18 protein-coding genes are annotated in these 20,220 nt (G+C 50.0%); 7 read left to right on the forward strand and 11 right to left on the reverse strand.

Annotated features, from left to right (window positions below):
• The first annotated feature begins 8 nt into the window (after positions 1 to 8).
• The 6 genes from B5D23_RS04280 to B5D23_RS04305 are packed head-to-tail and all read left to right on the forward strand — an operon-like array spanning position 9 to position 5,077.
• Positions 9 to 779, forward strand: a complete 771-nt coding sequence (locus B5D23_RS04280; protein ID WP_078684170.1) for a DUF3450 domain-containing protein — start codon at positions 9 to 11, stop codon at positions 777 to 779.
• Positions 776 to 2,185, forward strand: a complete 1,410-nt coding sequence (locus B5D23_RS04285) for a MotA/TolQ/ExbB proton channel family protein (RefSeq protein ID WP_078684171.1) — start codon at positions 776 to 778, stop codon at positions 2,183 to 2,185. The genes B5D23_RS04280 and B5D23_RS04285 overlap by 4 nt, the downstream gene beginning before the upstream one ends.
• Positions 2,182 to 2,766, forward strand: coding sequence for a MotA/TolQ/ExbB proton channel family protein (locus tag B5D23_RS04290; RefSeq protein ID WP_078684172.1), 585 nt, complete (start codon positions 2,182 to 2,184; stop codon positions 2,764 to 2,766). The genes B5D23_RS04285 and B5D23_RS04290 overlap by 4 nt, the downstream gene beginning before the upstream one ends.
• Positions 2,763 to 3,176: an ExbD/TolR family protein gene (locus B5D23_RS04295; RefSeq protein ID WP_078684173.1), complete on the forward strand. Its 414-nt coding sequence runs from the start codon at positions 2,763 to 2,765 to the stop codon at positions 3,174 to 3,176. The genes B5D23_RS04290 and B5D23_RS04295 overlap by 4 nt, the downstream gene beginning before the upstream one ends.
• On the forward strand, positions 3,173 to 3,850 hold the full coding sequence (locus B5D23_RS04300) for an energy transducer TonB (protein ID WP_078684174.1): 678 nt from the start codon (positions 3,173 to 3,175) through the stop codon (positions 3,848 to 3,850). Before B5D23_RS04295 ends, B5D23_RS04300 begins: the two co-directional genes overlap by 4 nt.
• A gap of 9 nt (positions 3,851 to 3,859) precedes the next feature.
• Complete coding sequence (locus B5D23_RS04305) at positions 3,860 to 5,077, forward strand: tetratricopeptide repeat protein (RefSeq protein ID WP_078684175.1); 1,218 nt, start codon at positions 3,860 to 3,862, stop codon at positions 5,075 to 5,077.
• Between the two features lie 197 nt (positions 5,078 to 5,274).
• Here B5D23_RS04305 and B5D23_RS04310 read toward each other — a convergent pair whose 3' ends face one another.
• Positions 5,275 to 5,847, reverse strand: a complete 573-nt coding sequence (locus tag B5D23_RS04310) for a hypothetical protein (RefSeq protein ID WP_078684176.1) — start codon at positions 5,845 to 5,847, stop codon at positions 5,275 to 5,277.
• 617 nt (positions 5,848 to 6,464) lie between these two features.
• Between B5D23_RS04310 and B5D23_RS04315 the strand changes: the two genes are divergently transcribed.
• A complete protein-coding gene (locus tag B5D23_RS04315) occupies positions 6,465 to 7,466 on the forward strand; it encodes a purine-nucleoside phosphorylase (RefSeq protein WP_078684177.1) in 1,002 nt (333 codons plus the stop codon).
• 498 nt (positions 7,467 to 7,964) lie between these two features.
• Here the strand turns inward: B5D23_RS04315 and B5D23_RS04320 are convergent, their stop codons facing one another.
• From B5D23_RS04320 to B5D23_RS04365, 10 genes are all read right to left on the reverse strand, one after another.
• On the reverse strand, positions 7,965 to 9,038 hold the full coding sequence (locus B5D23_RS04320) for an adenine nucleotide alpha hydrolase family protein (RefSeq protein ID WP_078684178.1): 1,074 nt from the start codon (positions 9,036 to 9,038) through the stop codon (positions 7,965 to 7,967).
• Positions 9,031 to 9,417, reverse strand: a complete 387-nt coding sequence (locus B5D23_RS04325) for a helix-turn-helix transcriptional regulator (protein WP_200803623.1) — start codon at positions 9,415 to 9,417, stop codon at positions 9,031 to 9,033. The genes B5D23_RS04320 and B5D23_RS04325 overlap by 8 nt, the downstream gene beginning before the upstream one ends.
• On the reverse strand, positions 9,414 to 11,147 hold the full coding sequence (locus tag B5D23_RS04330; RefSeq protein ID WP_078684180.1) for an ABC transporter ATP-binding protein: 1,734 nt from the start codon (positions 11,145 to 11,147) through the stop codon (positions 9,414 to 9,416). Before B5D23_RS04330 ends, B5D23_RS04325 begins: the two co-directional genes overlap by 4 nt.
• Complete coding sequence (locus B5D23_RS04335; RefSeq protein WP_078684181.1) at positions 11,140 to 12,894, reverse strand: ABC transporter ATP-binding protein; 1,755 nt, start codon at positions 12,892 to 12,894, stop codon at positions 11,140 to 11,142. The genes B5D23_RS04330 and B5D23_RS04335 overlap by 8 nt, the downstream gene beginning before the upstream one ends.
• A 20-nt stretch (positions 12,895 to 12,914) precedes the next feature.
• Entirely contained in the window at positions 12,915 to 14,225 is a 1,311-nt protein-coding gene (locus B5D23_RS04340) for a hypothetical protein (protein WP_144012535.1), read from the reverse strand.
• A 37-nt stretch (positions 14,226 to 14,262) separates the two neighbouring features.
• Positions 14,263 to 15,036 (reverse strand): outer membrane lipoprotein-sorting protein, encoded by a 774-nt coding sequence (locus B5D23_RS04345; protein WP_078684183.1) that lies wholly within the window; start codon positions 15,034 to 15,036, stop codon positions 14,263 to 14,265.
• Between the two features lie 100 nt (positions 15,037 to 15,136).
• Positions 15,137 to 16,027 (reverse strand): helix-turn-helix transcriptional regulator, encoded by an 891-nt coding sequence (locus B5D23_RS04350; protein ID WP_078684184.1) that lies wholly within the window; start codon positions 16,025 to 16,027, stop codon positions 15,137 to 15,139.
• 133 nt (positions 16,028 to 16,160) lie between these two features.
• Entirely contained in the window at positions 16,161 to 18,533 is a 2,373-nt protein-coding gene (locus B5D23_RS04355; RefSeq protein ID WP_159445906.1) for an efflux RND transporter permease subunit, read from the reverse strand.
• Positions 18,530 to 19,327, reverse strand: coding sequence for a thioesterase II family protein (locus B5D23_RS04360; protein ID WP_078684186.1), 798 nt, complete (start codon positions 19,325 to 19,327; stop codon positions 18,530 to 18,532). Before B5D23_RS04360 ends, B5D23_RS04355 begins: the two co-directional genes overlap by 4 nt.
• Positions 19,328 to 19,351: 24 nt before the next feature.
• Positions 19,352 to 20,218, reverse strand: coding sequence for a DUF4198 domain-containing protein (locus tag B5D23_RS04365; RefSeq protein ID WP_159445907.1), 867 nt, complete (start codon positions 20,216 to 20,218; stop codon positions 19,352 to 19,354).
• Between the last annotated feature and the right edge of the window lie 2 nt (positions 20,219 to 20,220).

The following is a 20,220-nucleotide window of genomic DNA, read 5'->3' on the forward strand; positions in this document are numbered from 1 at the left end:
ATTGAGGAATGAGACAGCAGTTATGCAAAAAACTCGTCGGGACAGTGCTGGGAGCGCTTCTCGTGGCGCAGTCCGGAACTGTGTTGGCTTCTCCTGCTGATGCAGAACACATTGTGCAGGACGCCATTGGAACTGAGATTGCCGCCCAAAAGGATAATGCGAAGTGGCAGGGTGAGAAAGCGCAAATTCTCGAAGAACTGCGCCAGCTGAAAAATGAAAACATGTGGCTGGGATTTCAGGAGAAGAAATATTCTAGATACGTGCGGGACATGCAGGGCAAAATTGCCGAGCTGGAGCGGGTTCAGGCTGAGTTGAAAAAGATTGAAAACGGGCTGGAGCCATTCCTGTATGAGATGGTTGAGAATTTCTCTGCCTTTGTGAAGTCGGATTTACCTTTTTTGCCAGAAGAGCGACAGCGCCGGGTGCAGTTCCTTGAGCAGACGCTTGATGACCACAGTCTTGCCTTGGGTGAAAAGCTGCGGCGGGTTTTTGAGGCAATAGATGCAGAGCTTGGATATGGACAAAGCGCGGATACACAGTCTGCACTGGTCATGCTGGACGGCAAGGAGACGCATGTGACGCTGGTCCGTGCTGGTCGCCTTGGCCTCTATTGCCTGACTCCAGATGGAGAGCATTCCGGAATCTATGACAAGAAACTCAAGGAATATACCATGCTCCCAAACTCTTCCACTGATGCCATCAAACACTTGCAGAATATGATTGACCAGAAGCGCTTTACAGAGCTTGTTGCGCTTCCTCTTGGAGGTGCAGACAAATGAAAAAATTGATTCTGTGCCTGTGCACATTGTGTTTTTTGTCGAGTTCAGTTTTTGCTGCTGATGCCCAGAAAGCGGACGGAAAGGCGTGGTCAAACACGCTGAACTCGGTCAAAAAACTGAGGACTGAAACACAGTCTGATGCATTGCTAACGCGAAAAGCGATTCAGCAGCAGCGTGCGGAGCTTCGAAAAGAGCGTGCGGAAATGCGGGCTGAACGAGCCAGACGAAAGGCTCATCATGCAAAGCTTATGGCTCAGTTTGAAGAGTTGACGGCTCAGGAGCTTACCCTGCGCAAGCAGCTTGAGAGTCGAAAAGCAGAAATGGATCTGCTCTCAGGTTCTGTCCGTGGCGCGGCTCGCCAGCTCAAGGAGCGGGCGCTGATGAGTCCGGCAACCGCAGAAAACCCAGAACAGCTTGTGGCCTTGTCTGCGCTCCTTGATTCGGGGCATTTCCCGGGGCTGAGTGGAATTCAGTCGCTTTCCAGAATGAGCTTTGCTGCAATGGCATCTTCTGGAGAGGTCACAAAGCGCAAAGGAATGTGGATTGGGGAGGATGGTTCCGAGCATAACGGAACGATTTTACGCCTTGGTACATTGACTGCGGGCTTTGTTTCTTCGGATGGAGCAGGCTTTTTGCGGCCTGCGGCTGGCGGGATGCTCGAAGCTGTGTCGGGTGACCTGAATGGTTCCGTAGGCGCTCTTAAAGATTTTGTGCAGGGAAAGCGCATTGACGCGCCTGTTGATTTTTCTGGGGGCGAAGTCTTCAAGCGTTTTGAAAAGAAAAGCAGCTTTGCTTTGGCTCTTGAAAATGGTGGCTTCCTTGTATGGCCGATTCTGCTTGCTGGTCTCATTGGTCTTGGCATTGCCGCAGAGCGTTTCTGGACGCTGTGGCGCATCCGCATGTGCCCTGAGTGCAAGATGGAAAAAGCCTTTGTCTGGGCTGGCCGCGGCAATCGTGACAAATGCGCATCCTGCCTTGGAACAAAGGGAAGCACTCCGACCTGCCGTGTTTTGAGTCACGTTATTCTGCATTCTGGCGGTACGCTTGTCAGCATGGAAAAAGGCTTGCAGGAAGCAATTCTTCAGGAGTTGCCGCTCCTTGAGCGGTATCTGCCAACCATGAACATCCTTGCTGCTGTTGCTCCTCTTCTTGGTCTTCTTGGTACCGTTACCGGCATGATTAATACCTTTCAGGTCATTACGGTCTTTGGCGCGGGCGATCCCCGACTGATGTCTGGCGGTATTTCTGAAGCGCTGATTACTACTCAGCTTGGCCTTGCCGTCGCGGTGCCCCTGACTCTGATGCATCATTTCCTGGAGCGGAAAGTCGACCGCATTGTTGCAGACATGGAAGAGAAGGGCACAACCCTTGTTGCCCGTCTGGTTGCTGCTGGAGGTCGAGAATGAGCTATTTGACGCAGATACTGCACCATTTGGCAGAGGGGGGAGGCGTTATGCTTCCCATTCTTCTGCTGTCGCTGGTGATGTGGTGGCTTGTTTTTATGAAGGTGCGCGAGTTCTATCCGCTTCTACATAAGGAACGTCCTGTTCAGGATGTTTTGGAAAAGCGGGGAAGTGGCTGGCAGCATTCGCTGGCACATGATTACTTGCGGAGTCGCTCCGGTAGCGAAGAGCTGGACCTTGAGCTGAGTCGGGTGCTTGTGGACAGGCATGCTGGGCGCATTTCCAAGGGTATCCCTACTATTCTTGTTCTTGCCGCAGTTGCACCGCTGCTGGGCCTTTTGGGAACCGTTTCTGGCATGATTGATACCTTTGATGTCATTGCCGAGTTTGGGACAGGTAACGCCAAGGGGCTTGCCGGAGGTATCTCTCAGGCGCTGATCACAACGCAGAGTGGTCTGATGGTCGCGGTTCCGGGAATGGTAGCTGGCGGCATCCTTTTCCGCATGGCTCTCAAGCTTCGCCGCAAGATGGAGATTTTTTTGAGTCGGGTTGAGCGAGCGATTAGTTCGGAGGTGGCGGTATGAGTGCGTATTCTCCATATAGGCGACAGCGTCACCGTTCTTCGGAAATCAATATGACACCGCTTATTGATATGGTCTTTATTCTGCTGATTTTTTTCATCGTAACCACAAGCTTTGTCAAAGAATCAGGCGTCGACGTTGAGCGTCCGGTAGCGAATACTGCTGTGCGCAAAGAAAACGTGAGTGTCATGGTCGGCGTTGATGCCGAAGGCATTGTCTGGCTGGATGGTCGGAGTATGGACATTCGCTCTGTGCGTCCGTGGATGGAGCATTTTCTTGCTGAAACTCCAGAGGGCGCAGTGATGGTTGCTGCGGACCGTCACGCAGAAAGTGGTGTGTTGATTCAGGTTTTGGATGCCTGCCGTGAAGCAGGGGTAAAAAACGTGAGCGTTGCAGCGCGGAGGCCAAAGTGAGTGCGTCTCGTGCGACAAACTGGGCCTTGGCGACTCTTGCTGCGCTTGGCATCAATTGTTTGTTGTTCATTTTGCCCCTGATTATGGCTGTGCCTCACATTGAGAAAGCTGTCCCTGAGATTGAAGGCGGGGTGCGACTGTCGAGTCTGAAAACTCCTCGTCCTCAAAAAGAAGAGGTTCAGCAGAATCAGCCAGAGCAAATGGAAACCCCAGAGCGCTTTATTCAGCCCGTGCTGGAGACCCCTGTGCCCGTGACGCAGCCCAAGGTTGATATTGATTTGCCTCCCGCGGAGTTTGAAATCAATCCGCAACTCTCGCAAGGTGTTGCGGTGAATGTTGCCGCAGTCAAGCCCGCTGCACATGCACCGGCTTTGGCCGGGGGAAGCTTTGGCGTTGGGGATCTGGACGATCGGCCTATGCTGATTTTTGGCCCGACTCCGCAGTACCCCTTGCAGGCCCGTCGTCGGGGGCTTCGTGGAACCGTGAAAGCTCGGCTTTCTGTGAACGAAAAAGGGCAAGTTACGGCTGTGAAAATTGTTGGCGGAGACAATGTGAAGATCTTTGCTGATGCGGTTCGATCAACGCTGGTGCGCTGGCGATTCAGCCCCGGTAAAAAAGATGGCAAACCCGTACGCTGGGCTGTCATCGTTCCCATTGCGTTTGACAGAGACTAGGGAGGGCATATGCATCGTTTTGTCTGTGCTGTTGTACTTGTACTGATGTGGGTGACTGTTGCCGAGGCACAGTGGTCCCGAGCGCTGTCGCCGGGATCTGGCCGAATTTTGCAGCAGGCGCAGCAGTACATGAAAAGTGGCAAGGACCAGAAAGCCGGGGCACTTCTTCGGAAGTATGTCGAGGAGTCTTCGTCTCCGCATCCTTTGGGTTCGCTGATGTATGGCAACTGGCTGATGTCGCATGATCGCCTCAAAAAGGCCGCCAAGGTCTATGCTGCGGCTTTGGAAAAAGAGCCAAAAAGCCCTGAGCTGTGCATGAATCTTGGTGTTGTTCGTTTTCGGCAGGAGCGTTTTGCTGAGGCTGGTGAGCTTTTTTTGCGGTCTGGTCCTTTGATGAAAAAGCCTGACCAAAGTCTCGTGTATCAGGCTGCAGTCTGCTTTTTCTATGACAAGCAGTACCATCGGGTTGAGCATATTTTGCACCCCTTGCTTGCGGATCGTTCTGCCAAGCCTGAATGGGTTCAGCTTATGGCTCATAGCCTTGTTAGCCAGAAGAAGTGGGGAAAGGCCGAAGGCGTGCTGATTCGCTTTCTTCGGGTTCGACCAGACGAAGTCCCGTACTGGAAGCTCCTTGCTCAGGTGCGCATAGCGGAAAAGAAATATCGAGGTGCTGCCGCAGCCCTTGAGATTGCATACCGCATTCATGCCCCTTCCCGTCAGGAGCGCGAGACGCTTTCTCAGATTTATTCCTACATTGGTGCGCACCTGCTTGCCATGCGAAGCCTTGAGCAGTCCTATACCAAAATCCCGCCTGCAAAGGTGTGTGATAAAATGGCGCGGGCATATGCCTTTGCCGGGCGCGACAAAAAAGCTTTGGCAATGATGCAGCAGGCCGTGCAGCAAAAGCCGACGGCCAAGCGCTGGATGACCAAGGCGCAGTTTGAATATAAGACACGCCGTTATGCTGCGGCTGAGAACAGTTTGAAACAGGCTGTCCGGATGAAGGAAAAAACTGGGCTTGCGCAGTATATGCTCGGGCTTGTGTACTGGCAGAGAAATGACTGGTCTTCAGCACGGGAGCATCTCCTGCTTGCAGAAAAAAGCCGTCGCTATAAACGCATGGCAGGGCAGGCTCTTGGAGCACTTGAGTCGCTTGGACAGGCCAAGAGAGATGCGCAGCAGGGACTGGAGGCAGCGACAGCCCGAAAAAACAAGCCACATGTATAGCTGTAAGATTTTATGATGGAAAAAGAGGCCCTCGTCGTGAGACTGGGGCCTTTTTTATGGGGATAAAATACGAGGGGACACTTATGAAACGTGTCTGTGAGTTTTTTGTACGCGGGAAAACGCGTCGTGCGCATTAGGGGCGCGTCGTTCATTGTTGTTTGAAGTTTTTGAGAGCAAAAAGTCCTGTGTGGTGAGGATTAAGGCCTCTTTTCCAGTTCGCGCTCTTTGAGCGCTGCGGCCTTGGCTCTTTTGTACAGTTCTTTGTCAACTAAGGCATTGGTGAGCGTGTAGCCCTGCTGGATGTGAACATCGACCAGACGGCGGATAGTTCTATCGGTGTTTAACTCTTTGTAGCGCAGAACTCCGTGGTCATCGTGCCAGCGAATAGAAAAGAGCTGGGGATATGGACTGCCGGGTTCGAGGAAATTATCGCCTTCGAAAGTATAAATTTCTTTATAATTATGAGCGTTAGGCTCTGTCATATTCAATACAGAATAATCTACGACTTTTTTCATTGCCGTAAGGAATTCTTCGCGAGGGATTTCAAAGACAAATTTATGTATTTCGTCTAATGAGCCACCTAGAATGGCAATTTTGTCGGTGCCATCAAGAGCTTGAAGGACTGTAAGTCCTTTCATGTACTCCCCATTGGCTTCGACTTTTCGTTCTTGAACATCGAGCACAACTAAAAGGTCTTCATCTTCTGCAGAAGATAAAGATGGTGTTAGAAGTATAAGTAGTCCAATAAATATTAAGCTGAGGTGTTTCACACGGTCTCCTTTTTTGGGGCCTTGTTACAGAACAAAGTATATGGAGTAAAGATACGATGTGAAATTGTATGAATTAAAAGAGAAAAGTATGATTCACAACTCAGAGAATGGGGTGCTGTGGTTTGTAGAGGTTGGAAGTTGCCTTTATGGGTCTATCAAACTGATATTGAGTCTCTTTCTGTTTGTCTGTGGTATAATTTTTATTATGAGAAGCATTTTAGCGGTGTGTTTTAGAAAATATAGTATATAATAAATTGGAAACATTATTTGATAGAAAAAGCGAAAGAATACAGTGCTTTTGATTAAGATGTGATGAATGGTCTTCTTTTTATGAATGGGAAAGGCTTTGAAAGAATGTTAAGAATTGCAATAGTCTTGTGTCTGTAATGAATTCCATGTGTCTGCTTTTGTGTGTGTGTCGATTTATAAGGGGAAAGTTGTGATGCGTGATATGTACACTTGGGATATGAAGCCCTTTTTGCACCATTCTCTATAGGAAAAGAGAAAAATTCCTATCTTCACTTCAAAAAGGCGTTGTGATAGGAGTCCCGTGCGAATCAGCTCTATGCGATTCATTACGGTGTTTGTATAATTTCTGTGATGCTTTTGGAGAGGATATGAAGCGAGTTATTTTATGCGTGGTGGCTCTTGCGACATTGCTTTGCGGTGTGAGCAGTGCCTCTGCTCAGGAAAAGGTTAAAATCCGTGTTTTTATTGGGGCACAGTTTGAGATCGGAGACTACACTGGCGATAGAGCAGGTGAGTTCCAGCATTGGTATGAGAGATACTTCACAGAAGCCAAGGCGTTTGAGGTTGCCGGAGCTGAAAAGGCCTTGTTTGTAAACAAGGACGGGGTGGCAGGTTCTGTTCTTGGTATGGGCAAAGTTCGCAGTTCTTCTTCCATGACTGCTCTTTTGGCAGATCCTCGTTTTGATTTCTCCGAAACCTATTTTATTATCACCGGATGCGGTGGCACTCCGCCAAGCGTTGGAACGGTTGCCTCTGTTTTCTGGTCTGACTGGCTTGTTGACTATGACCTTGGTCATCGATGGGCATATGGCGAAGTTCCCGCTGGTGATCCGCTGTTTTCCCCGCGCAAAGGGTATGAAGACGTTCGTGTGCTGAAAATTAATCCTGCACTTGTTGCGAAAGCATTTGAACTGACCAAGGACACTCCGCTGGATGACTCTGAGCAGTCGAAGAAATATCGCCAGAAGTACCCTCAGAAAACGGCGCAGCGTAGCCCGTTTGTTGGCGTTGGTACGAGCTTGTGCTCGGATACTTTTTTCCACGGTCCCGGGCTTTCTCGAGAAGCGCAGTATATTTGTGATCTTTATGGAGCTGGCACCTATTCAATCACAGAGATGGAAGGGATGGCTGTTGCATACGTGATTAAAAAGTTTGGTCATGCTGATCGTGTGATTAGCTTGCGCACACCGGTGAACTTCGATCAGGGAAATCCGAATGAAAGCACTTTGGAACACCTTGATCCCGCTCCGGGGAACTATCCGGGCGGTTTCTCTACTGGAATCCACAATGCGGCCAAGGTTGGCATCAGGTTTGTGGACCACGTTGTTGCACACTGGAATGACTGGAAGAACGGTGTTCCTCAAATGTAGCGGCGCGGGGCGCCTCTCAGATGCTTCTGAGAGATAAAAATCCTGCGATAGAGACAAGTGTGGCCGATTTTCTCCTCTTTGAGTGAGAGAATCGGCCATTTTTTGTGCGCGTTGCCATGTGGAAAGGTGGGGGGGGCGACATGCTTTTCACCCGGTCGTCATCGTGTAGGACGGTTTCAATCCACGCTCCCGTGGGGGGGCGACGATATTTCTAAAATTAAAGGTGAGCAGTATAATGGTTTCAATCCACGCTCCCGTGGGGGGGGGGGCGACTGCGGCGGTGCAGAACCCCCGGCACGTAAGGCTTCCGAGAGGTGTTTCCGCCAAGCTGCATTTTATGCTCAGCTTGAAAAGAATGCAAAAAGGTGGAACCTGTTCAGCTGTTTGATTTAATGGAATATTTAAAAAACGCCAACCCCTCAGGGATTTTATGTGTGCTTGGGGTTGGCGCAAGTGTTTTGAGGCTGCAAAGTCCATGAATGTTTTGCTGCGCTGTTTTTATGGTGTGGAACGCTGGAAGGGGAGTTGGGCAAGTGTTTCAAGCGAGGAGTCGAGGCCAAGCTGTTGGAGAACTGACTGATAGAATTCCTCTGGTTCTTCAAGCGCTGAATAATATTTTTTCAGTTCGTGGGGGTCGAGTTCTCCCGCACGGACCTGAGCTGAAAATTCATAATCCATATAGCTTGAAACATGATTGATTTTGGCGAGCGCCGCCATCAGCTTGAGGAGCTTGCAGCCTGAGGCGATATAGTGCTCTGATGCAAAGCTTGAAATCGGCTCCCAGCGTGTTTTCTGCAAGGCGGTTTCCATGATTTCCTGCGGGCGATACGGGAGGTAGAGAAACGGGCAAATGACGTCTGTCTGGATATCCTCTCTAAAGTGCGGGATGAAACTCCTGTCCTGATGCTTTTTCGCCTCGTGCTCCATTTGGGTGAAAAGGTAGGTAATGCGGCCAGCAATGGCTTTCTGCTGCTGGCGACGCAAAGCATCGATTTCGATTTCCAGTGTTTTCCCCATGCCAAAAAGCTGCTCAGGGTTATATCCAACAAAGAGTGCGGGAATCTTGTGCTGTTCAGCAAAAGAGCACCCGCTTTCCAAAAGGTAGCGCCCGCAATACAGGCAAATTTGGCCAAAGTCTTTTTCCATAAGGCCCGGTGTCGAAATCAGGAATCGATAAAAGCGGCTTGAGTCGTGGGCTGGAAGATGAAGAAGCTCGTGGTCTATATTCATTTCCTTGGCAAGCAGCTCTGCCTTTTCGAATGTCTCTGAGTATTCAAACCCATTGTCGATGGTGACGCCTAAAATATTCAGCTTCATTTTTTGGGTCAGCAGGTAGGCAAGGTACGCACTGTCTTTGCCGCCACTCATCATTAGAACAGCATCATACTTTTCCCCCTTTTTGAGAGCGTTGACGCGTTCGTTGAAGCGAGTTTCAAGTGCTTCCCAGTTTCTTTCGACTGGCTGGTACGAGCGGCAAAGAGGGCATAGCCCTGTCTCGTCAAGAAGAAGGCCACGGCTTGGATCTTCCTGCAACAGGCATTTCCGGCAACGTTTCGACGTGTACTCAAACATGAGGGCACTCCTTGATTTCTGGCGATTGAGGTTCTTTTCGTGGCTGCGTTTGCTTCAGAACGTTTCGTGGGCAGTGTCCAAAATGAAGAGAAAAGGCTCGGCTAAACGAGGGGAGGCTTTCATAGCCAACCTGAAAAGCCGTTTCTGTGACGTTGCTGTGGTGGACCACAAGAAGTTCTCTGGCTTTTTCAAGACGAAGCTTTCGAAGATATCCGAATACTGTTGTTCCAAAGTATTTTCGAAATTCCTGATTCAGTTTTGGGTGGGAAACGCCAACTATTTTTGCAAGCTCTCGAAGTGTTGGAGGCTCGGCAATGTCATCCTGCAAAATCTGTGAGGCCAGCAATACCGCAAGAGAATGTGTTTGTGGTGTGCTCATTTTGTCCTCCTGATTTTCCATCCCTGTCCTTTCTGTTGCAGATCCCAAAATGTTTTGAAGCGTCCACCCTGAGCCAGCAAAGATTCAAAGTTGCCTCGTTCTGCAATGCGTCCGTTTTCAATGAAAAGGATTTGGTCTGCTGTTCGAATGGTCGAAAGCTTGTGGGCGATGGCAAAGACAGTTTTGGAGCTGGCAAGCGATGAAAACGCCTGCTGGATGTGATGCTCATTTTCGGGATCAAGTGACGCCGTTGCTTCATCGAGAATAACAATGGGGGCGTCTTTGAGGATTGCACGGGCAATTGCGATTCGTTTTTGTTCCCCTCCTGAAAGAGAAGACCCGTTTTCCCCCAGAACTGTGTCATATCCCAAGGGCAGTCGGCAGATAAAATCATGGCAGAGGGCCGCCTTGGCTGCTGCTTTGACGTCCTCATCTGTTGCCTGAGGATTGCCAAAGCGGATGTTGTTCATCACGGTGTCATTCCAGAGCTGTGTATCCTGCATGACCAGAGTCATTTGACTGAGAAGAGCGTCTGGGGCGATTTCTCTGACGTTATGGGAGCCTATGGTTATTTTTCCTGAGTCTACATCCCAGAAACGGGCAAGGAGATGGGAAATGGTTGTTTTGCCCGCTCCAGAGGGACCAACAAGGGCGGTCATGGTGCCGGGCTTGGCGTCGAACTGAATGTCGTGGAGTACCTGGCGGTCCCCATAACTAAAGGACACATTGTCGAAACGAATCGGCAGTCCCTGTGCTGAGAATTGTGTCAGTTCCCCGGGTTGCGCCGGAGTCGTCAGCACAGTGTTGATGTTTTGTGCTGAATTGGAGAGGTGCCGGATCATGGAAAAATATGGGGCAATGCCCATAAGTGGCTGATAGAACTTGAGGCTTAGAATCATAAAGAAAAGAAGAACGGCCAGACTGACTTCTTCTGAGGCATACATTCTGGTTCCAAAGAAAAGCAGAAGAGGAAAACCAAGCGAGGCTATGCAGGCATAAATCTCAGAAAGAGGGGCGATTGTGGCTTCCAGAGAATAGCTCTGGTCACGAAGATCTCGAAGGGCCACATCAAGACGCTGGAACGAAGGGCCTGTCATGTTAAAGGATTTGATTGTCCGGATGCCCTGCACATATTCAAGAATTGCCGAGGCAGAGTTTCGGTGCGAGGAGAGCATTGCTGTGCTTCGTGCATCGATTTTTTTTCTGAAAAAATAAAAAAAGAAGAGTGCAAGCGGAACAGTGGAAACAATAAGAAGCGTCAGCTTCGTGTTGATGCAGAACATGAAAAAGGCAACAAGAACAGGAATGATGAAGGATGTTGCCAGTTTGTTGTACATCGTCGACGATGCCAGTTCTACATTAAAAACATCAAGAAGCAGCGCTTCAATGGTGTTTCCTGATTTCCCTTCTTTGAAATAGCCAAGAGGAAGTTTCCGGAGGTGTTCTCCTATCTTGAGCCGGAGCCGTGCCCCTGTTCCATACGCAAAAGAGCATGAGTTCAGTATTGAGTTGATGGAGCAGAATGTTTGTGCTGCAAAAAAGATGAGCAGCAAAACAAGGTAGGGGGCGATGTCAAAGAAACTGAGACTCTCGTCCAGAGCTTTTTTGAGAACAACAAAGAGCAGAAGGAGTGGCGCTCCAGCACAAAGTCCTTCTGCGACGGCATACACTGTTGCCTTATTGAGCGTGTGCAGGTCATTGCCCGCAAATTTTTTCAGAAAATTACGCATGGGATTCCTCCATGTCTGTCAGGGACCAGTCCGCAGCATTTTGCTGGACGTTCCACATCGTCGCGTAAAGTGAACACGATGACAGCAGCTCGTCATGTGGTGCAAAACCTCGGAGTGTTCCCTGATCAAAAACAGCGATTGAATCAGCTTCGGTTAAGGCCCGGAGACGGTGGCCAATGACGATAACTGTTTTCCCTTCCAGGAGCCGACTGATTCCTTCCTGAAGCAGGGCTTCGTTCTCGGGGTCTGCATATGCTGTCGCTTCATCAAGAATAATGATTGGAGCATTTCGAAGGACTGCACGGGCAATCGCGAGCCGTTGCCGTTCTCCTCCGCTGAGCGCGAGTGCTCCGTCACCAAGCTGGGTCTCGTAGCCCTGCGGGAGCTGGGTAATGAAGTCGTGCGCCCGGGCCTGCCGTGCTGCATGTATGACGTCCTCGTCGGAAGCATCAGGCCGGGCAAGTCGAATATTTTCGAGGACGCTGTCGCTAAAGAGAAACGTGTCTTGGAAAACAAAGGAAATATTCCTGAGAAGTTCAGCTATGGGGATGTGGCGAATGTCGACTCCTCCAATGCAGATGCGCCCTTTTTGCACGTCCTGATACCGGGAGATGAGCATTGCTGCGCTGGTTTTTCCTGCCCCGGAAGGACCAACAAACGCCGTGAGGGTGCCCGCTGGAATATGGAGGTTGAGCTTTTCAAACAGGGGACTCCCTTCCTCATAAGAAAAGGAAACATTCTCAAAGGTGATGTCGTAGTTTTGAGGAAGGCTCCCTTCTGGTGCATCAGGGAGGGGCGCTTGCGCGAGAATTGCGTCTATGCGTCGAATTCCTTCTTCGACCTCTCGAAGTTTGCTCGAAAATCTCAGAAGCCGGTCGAGAGGTGCTGCGTAGCCCCCAACGAGAAGCAAAAAGAGAATGAAGTCAGCCATGCTGAGGCTTTCTTTTGAAAGAAGCATCAGACCGGGAGGAAGAACGAACAGAAGTCCTGAACCAAGCATTGTCCCAAACAGGGCGTAATATTTCCCTGAAATTTTGGACCAGTCCTTGATGACGGTTTCAAAGTTGCGCACAGAACTGCTGAAACGCTGGTAGGATTCAACTGTCTGATTGAATGCCTTGATGTCCATGATTCCCTGAACATACTCGACAATAGCGCCATTCATCGCCGTGAGGCTGTCGTGGAAGCCTTGCATCCGGGTGGAGCACTCTCGAAACATGGCGAGTTGGCACAGAATCGCCAGAATAAGTGGAAGGAGTGCCGCGAGAGCAAGCCGCCAGTCGAGAAAAAAGAGGAGTGTGAGCGTCAAGAGCGGTGCGGCAATTGCTGCACAAAGATCTGGAATGTGGTGACAGAGAACCGCTTCAATGCGTTCAACGTCCTCTGAGAGCGTTTTGAGCAGGGAACCGGAAGAATTGTGGGAGAAGAAAAGCATTGGGAGCTGCCCGATGTGCTGGGCGATCTTTCTCCGAATGTCCATGAGTGTCCCGTACCCCGCTTTGTGTGCGAGGTTCCCCGCTTTCCACCGGGCAAAAGCCCGGGCGCAAATTGAGCACAGGGCAAGAAATGAAAACCATGCCATTTTTGCCAGAGAAAGAGGGGGATTCATGCACTCAATGATGACGAAGTACAGTATGCCGTATGGAACAAGCTCAAGAAGAGCATCCGCAACGGAAAAGAGCGCTGCTTGTCGGAGCATGTTTTTATGATTGTGAGCAAAATTGAATAGACGCGAGAGTGTGTTCATTGAGGTCTCCTGTACCGGGCCTAGAATGCGTATTTTATTTTGAGATAGGCCATGTCGTTGTCATCGTATTGCCCAAGGCGTCCCTGCCGTTCTCCTTCCCAAAGAAGAAAACCCGCCGTGATTTTCCAGTGGTCATTGATCTCGTACTGTGCATATGGCTCAAGAGAGAGACCATCACCGGAAAAGTACAGCATCCCCTGCAAACCAAGCTCCAGCGCATTATCCAGAAAGAGATCTTTTATTTTGAAGGTCATCCCATCGACATAGGGCCGAGAGGCAGCGCCATTTCTTCCCTGTGGAAAGCTTTCCATGAAGTACTGGGCATTGAGGTAAAGATCGGTGAAAAAGGTCCAGTCTATGCCTATGACTCCCTGAAAATAGTCTGCCTTGACGAGTCCATCGTCATCAGCCTGAGAGCTGGCCGCAAAGGTCGAGTCTGGTTTGAGGGCAAGCTCGCCGCGCAAGGTGCCTCTGGAAAAGCCTTTCGCAAAGTTCAGCCCATATGCTGTAAACTGGGGATGCTTGGCTGTGTAGGACGGGATTCCGGCCTGTGTGTCCTTTTCGAAAACGGCGGAATTTGTGTAGCCCCGAATGAATATGAGGGACAGGTCCCAGCCGTCGAATGTGACTGCTGATCGAAGTCCATACTCAACGCCTTCAGGTTCGTTTTCATCGTCCAAAAGAAGAGAGCCTGCCTGAGCGTGCTCCCGGAGAGTTTGGAGATATGTACCTTCCCAGGGGCTTCCCGAAAGAAAAGGACTGTTGACTTGTGCCTGAGGCAGAAACACCGCTTCAAAGGTGCATGGAGAGGCCTGTACGACGGCATGGAGCATCGGGACGGGGAGGCGGGCCAGCGACCGGGCATTGGCTATGGGGTCGCGGGAATCAACAGGGTTGAAAAGGTCGAAAGGGTTGATGCCGTCTCCTGTTCCCCACCGGACAATGTTCTGGCCTGCGGTCAGGTCAAAAAAGTCCGTATCAAGACTGAAATAGCATTTGCCGAGCTGAGCATGGAACTGCTCATAGTCCTGATCTGTCCAGTTTTGTACTGCGGGGTCGTAGTCCAGATCCCCATCAGCAAAGAAGGAATAGCGCTGAGGTGGGGTGGAAAACTCAAGATGAAGGCGCTGTCTGAATGAGTAAAATTCTGCCTGATTGACTCCAAACTGCGTCCTGTTTTCGACGTAGCCGCATAGAGTGTACGACGGGGCATGCTCCTGTTCGAAATACTCCTCTTCAAGGTCAAAGTTGAGATCGTCCTGAGCATGAGCAATTCTTGCGATGATGCAAAAGGTGAAAACGAAAATGAGACCGAAGCTCAGAAATCGCACGTGGTTCAAGCTGTGAAAAGTACGCATAGAACGACTGTTACCGAGTGAGGTTGCTCTGTTCAAAAACGCTGTCTGCAAGACCTGTGTTGTAGGAAACATCCGAAATTTGAATGAGCGTTCGTGAACCTTTTCTGGGGCTTGCGATCAGCATTCTGGTCGTGGTCCAGATGTTCTGGATTTTTTCAAAGCCACCGTATTGTGCTTTTTTGCAGAGCTTTCCTCGTTTGTCGTAATATTCGATGTAGACAGGAAGATGTATGTCTTTCCTTATCCAAGCGATTCTTTTGGAATATCCCGTGTCGTCAGGGGAGATGGGAAGATATTCAAGAACCCAGCACTGCTGGTCGTTGTATTTTTCTTCTCGCAGAACTCGCTGTGTATCATCCGCAACAGACCGTTTCTCAATGTCTTCGTTGGCAAGATCACTTCGCATAAAGGAGCCTTTCTTTCCGCCTCCACTGATGCGTCGCACCAGATTCTCTGAGGGGAGGTAGACCCACATGTCATCTTCTTGTTCTGGGGAGTCCCAGCTCCAGGTGAGGTAGCTGGTGTTTCGTATGTCTGACGGGGTTTCAAAGCGAATGATTGAGCGCTGATCGGGAGGGTATTTTTTGGTGAAAGAGACCATCTTGCGCAAAAGACGTTGTGAACCACGCTCAATGACCATGAGCATGGTTTGGCGCATGTCCTGACTGCTGTCTGCCCTGTCGACGAGCACAGCAATGTCGTGACCTGTGAGCGGTTCTGCGGCAGAGGCCCACCCTGCACTCACAAGAAAAAGAAAGGCGAGGAAGATTCCAGATTTCTTCATGATTATTCTCCGTAAACTCTTTGGCGGAGAATAGCCTTGTGAAGACTGTTTTTGCTGTCAGAATCGGGTCAGCTTTGTACCTATTCCGACCAAGTCTGGATTATGAAAAGGTGTTTTCAGAGTGGGAGAGCATGTTTTTGGGAGGGATGCCAAACTGTCGCTTAAATGCTCTGCTAAAATGGCTGTGGTTGGAAAAGCCTACAGAAAAAGCAACTTCTGTGACGTTCATTTCCCCCTGACTCAGGAGCTTTTTTGCCTGCCGTAATCTGTGACTTTGGAAATAGGCGTAAATAGACATCCCAAAGCTTTTTCGAAAGGCTCGTTTGAGCGAGCTTTCACTCATGCCGAGTTCTGAGGCAAGGCCAGAAATTGTGGGAGCTTTGCCGAGATCTCGCAGGAGAAGGGCTTTTGCCTGTTCCATTTTGGGGCAGTTTGCGCACCCCTGGCACTGTTCGGGACTGGAGAGAAGAGCATGGTGCCTGATTTCTTTGAGCAGGAGGCTGAGGCAGTTACTTTTTTGGTGGATTCTTTTGAGAGGTCCATGAAAAGGGCAGGTGATAATCTGTTCGACGCTTTGGAGTGTTTGCGCGTCCATTGTGCCCGTTCTGTGGAATGGTTTTGCTGGATTTTTTTTGAGACTTGCCAAAAATTCAGGGCAAAATTCATGCTGATTATCTTTAATAAGCTGAACAAAGTGCTGAAAGGAAATTTCAATATCCAGCCAGCGAATGTGACCTGGCTTCATTGAGACATGGATGAGAGTATCAGGAGCATACCAGATGCCGGAGGTGCCCTTGTTTATGTGAATGGTAGGGGGTTCATGCTGAATTTGTGTTGTAAGACTCCCATCAAGACAAAACGTGCAGCCAATGAAATCTTTTACTCCAGTAAAAACTGAGTGCCAGTTCTGGCTGAGGTGGCACTCTTTAAGAGAGATTGACAAGCCGTTGCCAAGATCACAACTGTACGGTGTTTGAATTTCTACGCTCATAACGTTTTGTCCCCCGTGAATATTTGGGGTTATATTGATATTGAATTTCAAAGTCAATATAGTATTTACGAATGAGATTCCTCGATAAAAAAAAGGCAGAGCTGAAACTCTGCCTTTTTATGTGCGCTTGTGCTTAGTGTGCTTCTGGTTGTTCAGGTGAGGCTTTTATGGGGGCGCACTCCGTTGTGTGTTCTTTTCCGAGTGGTTTGAGCAGAACGAGGAGGGCCGGAGCGAAAAGAATGTCTGCAAGGAGTGCCCAGACAAAGGCAAAGCCGGAGAGAAGTCCTATTTTGATCCAGCCAGTCATGACTGAGCAGGACAGGACCAAAAAACCGAGGGAAAGGGTGAGCGTTGTGAAGATGATCGGGCGTCCGACAATATGCAGTGATTTCGTGACGGCGTCGACGTAGTTTGAGCAGCGCTGGAATTCTCGTTTGAAGTGTACAAAGAAGTGGATAGTATCATCGACCGCGACACCAATAATCATGGCGCTCACGCTCATGAGGATTGTATCCATGTAGATTCCGGTAATGCCGAGGAACCCCAGAACCATAAAGACCGGCATGATGTTGGGAATCATGCTCAGAAGGCCAAGCCGGACAGACTTCAGTGTGACCATCATAACGAGCGCGATGAGGCAAAATGCCAGACTAATGCTGCTGGCCTGAGCGCTTTTCATGTTGTCGTTAAGTGACTTGGCGATGTCCACAAAGCCCGTTGTAGAGACCTCTACATTGTCTGGGAAAAAGCGTTGTGCCAGTTTCTGGACTTGTGCAATGAGCTGACGGGTTTCTGCGGAACCAAGGGCCTGTGTCTGCAGGTTGATACGAGCCTTGGAGCCGTCAAAGCTCAGAATTTTGTCCATCTGGTCGCCACCAGCCATTTCATAAAGAGCCATGTATTCAGGAACAGCCTGCTGGCGTTCCGGAATGCTGTAAAAGGCTTTGTCTCCGTTATGAAGCGCCCGGCGCATTTTTTTGAGGACATCTACCAGACTAAAGCTTTTGTGTACGAGTGGGTTGTTTTCCATTTCCAGAGCAAGGCGATCCATCCCTTCAAGAACGGCAAGCTGTTTTATTCCGTCTGGCTGTTTTGTATCAATAATGATTTCGAGACCGGTAGAGCCTCCCATTCGAGCGTCAACAAAGTCGACATCCTGCCGAAGCTCAACCTTTTTGGTCAGGAATTTCGTTGGATTTGATTCAACCTGCACATAAAAGGAGCCGACAACCCCAAGGAGCATCAGCGCACTGAAGGTAGCGCAGGTTTTTCCTGGGTACCGTGTCGCAAGAGTTCCAATATGATCGATGGCGTTTCGGACTCGCTCCTGCACTGGCGAATTCCGTTTGGCAAGGAATGGATGTGGCTTCCCAAAAGAATAGAAAAGCGGGACAAGCAGGAGCGTCAGGACAAACGCATAAATGACTCCCGCGGGTAAATACAGCCCCATCTGCAAGAAGGGTTTGATGGGAGCGCTACTAAATGAAAAGAAACCAATGGCCGTGGTCAGGCTGGTGAGAAAACAGGGAAGGCCAACTTCACCCATGCTTTCGAGCAAAGCCTGCCGGCGGGGGAGTCCGCTATGAAGTTTGCCATTAAATTCTGCGATAGCATGCATGGAGTCGCCAATTCCAACGCAGATCAGCAGGACAGGAAGACCAATAATCATGAGGTCGAGATCAAAGCCTAAGAGCGCAATTGTTCCTAGAGTCCATAAGAAGCTCAGAACGACAATGACGAGAGGGACGACAATCCCCCGACCACCTCTGGCAAAGACGAGGAGAAGAACCGCCTGCACAAGGAGGCAGAGACCAAAAAATTTGGGTGTCTCTTTTCCTGCAACCTCGTTGTATTTGGTTTCAAAAATAGGATCGCCAACGGCACGAAGATGGAGACCTGCATATTCAGGCTGTGCAAGAGTTTTTAGGACCGCAGTGGCGACCTGCGTGCTTGGCGGAGGAACCATATGTTCTGTTGGGAAGTTTTCAAGCTCCAGCATTATGCCCGCTGCTTTTCCGTCTCTTGAAATATAGCGATCAACGAAGTCCTTTTCAGAAAGTGCCTTGTCCCGTCTTCGCTGCATTTCCTGCGGGTCTGTGGGAATATCCTTAAACAGCTCTTCAATCAGAACGGTTTTGCCCTGTGCAGAAATATGTTCAGCATTTCCAATCCACGTGAGGTCACGAAGGTAGGGAACGTTGTGCTCAAGTTCATTGGCAAGTTTTTTGAGCGAGCGGGCAGTCTCTGGCTGAAAGACGTCATCAGTCTCCGCAAGAATGTAAATAAACTGGTCATTGCCAAAGGTTTGTTTGAACGTCTCAAGCCGCTGCATGGCGGGGTCGTCTTTCAAAAACCATATCTCAAAAGAGCCATTGAATTTGAGCTGTGAATACTGCGCCATGAAAAACGCAGTGACAGCAATGACTCCAAAGAGGACTCCCCAGCGCCAGCGAAGGATTTGAGCTGTAAGCTTTTGGAAGAACGCAATGTTTTTTTCTTGTGTCATCCCTGTGTCCTTTTTTGTGTACGAGCCTTGTGGGATGGCTCCCGTAACGTGATGTGAAGTTGAGATTTCATATCGGAGAGCAGTTCCGACAGGTTGTCGTGAATGAAAAAGTGACCACCGGGAAAGCAGCGCAAGCGAAATGCAGCCGTCGTCTCCTGGTCCCATGTCTGGCTCTCATCCTGAGGCGCCTCTTTGTCGTGGTCACCACAATATGCCGTTATGGGGCAGTCAAAGGGAGGGCATGGGCTGTGCACGTAGCTTTCCTTGAGAGCAAAATCAGCCCGAAGAGCGGGAAGGTACATGTCCATGAGTTCTGTATTTTCGAGAACCTCATCAGGCGTTCCCCCAAGATCGCGCAGGGCTTCCTTGAATTCCTTGTCCGGAAGCAGGTAGCGCGGGTTCGGTGGTTCCTCTATCTGTGGCCCTTTGCAGGCAGCAACGAACATGCAGGCAGGCTGGATATTGTCCTGCTCCCGAAGGGTACGGGCCAGTTCATAGGCGATGCGGGTTCCCATGCTGTAGCCAAAAAATCCAAGAGGGCAGTCGAGATAGTTTTGCAGGGCAGCCCGGAGTTTGTGCACGATGACTGCAAGGTCACTGCACGGAGGGTCAAAGAGCCTTTTTTCGCGGCCGGGGAGCTGTACCGCGAGTAGCTCAATGTCTTCTGGAAGAAACTGGGGCCATTTTCGAAAGAGAGATGCCCCCCCGCCTGCATAGGGTAAACACACGAGGCGCAGGCGGGGGGAGTGACGGATACATGGACGAACAATCCATGACGAGAGTGAATCAGACATATCTTCCTCTGCGTGCAAAGAAGTTTAGAGAGCTTTGACGTTCAGGGTGACGCTGGCAGAATGGAAAACTCGCTGGCATTTCTGCGCGTAGTCACTCCATTCTCCCTGTTCACGAATCCACTGGTTTGAGAAAGCGGTAATAATCCACTGGCCAGCCGTGGGGAAAACGAAGCGTGCCTTTCCGTTGATCGCGTAGGCAGAGAGGAAGAAGCCTTCTGTACTTCCGCCTGCTTCTCCTCCATATGTATTACTGGCAGCAACAATATATTCCATGCTGTCCTGCGTGCAGGTGAAAGGCTTGCCCATGTAGGAAACGTCAAAGGAAACAGCATCTCCCGGATGAACATTGCTCAGGTCCGTGACCGGAAGGATTTCAAGCTCATGTCCAAGGGCCTTGGGCTGGGTCCACTCGCCAACGCAGGGAAAAGCCTTGGCGTAAATCTTGGTTCGGAAGCTCGCGAGAATCTCCTGTTCTTTGGGAAATTCATTCATTGGTTTGGGATCCCAGACCATCATTCCCTTTTCATCAACGTACTGGCTGACAAAAAACTCTGAGCTTTCTGCCGCAACCTGATAGGTGCCGGGGATTGCATCTTTTCCTATGCTTAATTTGTGGGCTGCAAGATCGCCTGTTTCGATGTCTATTCCGCAATCAGCACTCTGGAGTGAGTATGCTTCTGGCGATGGAAGCCGAAGCTGGGAAACTCCCCCGTTGGGGGCGTTCAGGCTAAATGATTCAAGGGGCAAGCCGCCTTCCCGGTGAATAAAGAGGTCGTCCATAGGGAGCACATGGCCAAAGCCAAGGGACACCATGAAGTGCCGGGGTGGTTCTTCCATTGTTTTGTGCTGAGCAAAAGAATCAGTAAGATTAATCCATAATTTGCGGGCCATAC

Source organism: Desulfobaculum bizertense DSM 18034 (genome assembly GCF_900167065.1).
GTDB classification, from domain to species: Bacteria; Desulfobacterota; Desulfovibrionia; order Desulfovibrionales; family Desulfovibrionaceae; genus Desulfobaculum; species Desulfobaculum bizertense.

Excerpts from the sequence above, each read along its gene's own strand:
- B5D23_RS04280 (WP_078684170.1), top strand. The coding sequence starts at position 9 with ATGAGACAGCAGTTATGCAAAAAACTCGTCGGGACAGTGCTGGGAGCG.
- B5D23_RS04285 (WP_078684171.1), top strand. The coding sequence starts at position 776 with ATGAAAAAATTGATTCTGTGCCTGTGCACATTGTGTTTTTTGTCGAGT.
- B5D23_RS04290 (WP_078684172.1), top strand. The coding sequence starts at position 2,182 with ATGAGCTATTTGACGCAGATACTGCACCATTTGGCAGAGGGGGGAGGC.
- B5D23_RS04295 (WP_078684173.1), top strand. The coding sequence starts at position 2,763 with ATGAGTGCGTATTCTCCATATAGGCGACAGCGTCACCGTTCTTCGGAA.
- B5D23_RS04305 (WP_078684175.1), top strand. The coding sequence starts at position 3,860 with ATGCATCGTTTTGTCTGTGCTGTTGTACTTGTACTGATGTGGGTGACT.
- B5D23_RS04315 (WP_078684177.1), top strand. The coding sequence starts at position 6,465 with ATGAAGCGAGTTATTTTATGCGTGGTGGCTCTTGCGACATTGCTTTGC.
- B5D23_RS04320 (WP_078684178.1), bottom strand. The coding sequence starts at position 9,038 with ATGTTTGAGTACACGTCGAAACGTTGCCGGAAATGCCTGTTGCAGGAA.
- B5D23_RS04325 (WP_200803623.1), bottom strand. The coding sequence starts at position 9,417 with ATGAGCACACCACAAACACATTCTCTTGCGGTATTGCTGGCCTCACAG.
- B5D23_RS04330 (WP_078684180.1), bottom strand. The coding sequence starts at position 11,147 with ATGCGTAATTTTCTGAAAAAATTTGCGGGCAATGACCTGCACACGCTC.
- B5D23_RS04335 (WP_078684181.1), bottom strand. The coding sequence starts at position 12,894 with ATGAACACACTCTCGCGTCTATTCAATTTTGCTCACAATCATAAAAAC.
- B5D23_RS04345 (WP_078684183.1), bottom strand. The coding sequence starts at position 15,036 with ATGAAGAAATCTGGAATCTTCCTCGCCTTTCTTTTTCTTGTGAGTGCA.
- B5D23_RS04350 (WP_078684184.1), bottom strand. The coding sequence starts at position 16,027 with ATGAGCGTAGAAATTCAAACACCGTACAGTTGTGATCTTGGCAACGGC.
- B5D23_RS04355 (WP_159445906.1), bottom strand. The coding sequence starts at position 18,533 with ATGACACAAGAAAAAAACATTGCGTTCTTCCAAAAGCTTACAGCTCAA.
- B5D23_RS04360 (WP_078684186.1), bottom strand. The coding sequence starts at position 19,327 with ATGTCTGATTCACTCTCGTCATGGATTGTTCGTCCATGTATCCGTCAC.
- B5D23_RS04365 (WP_159445907.1), bottom strand. The coding sequence starts at position 20,218 with ATGGCCCGCAAATTATGGATTAATCTTACTGATTCTTTTGCTCAGCAC.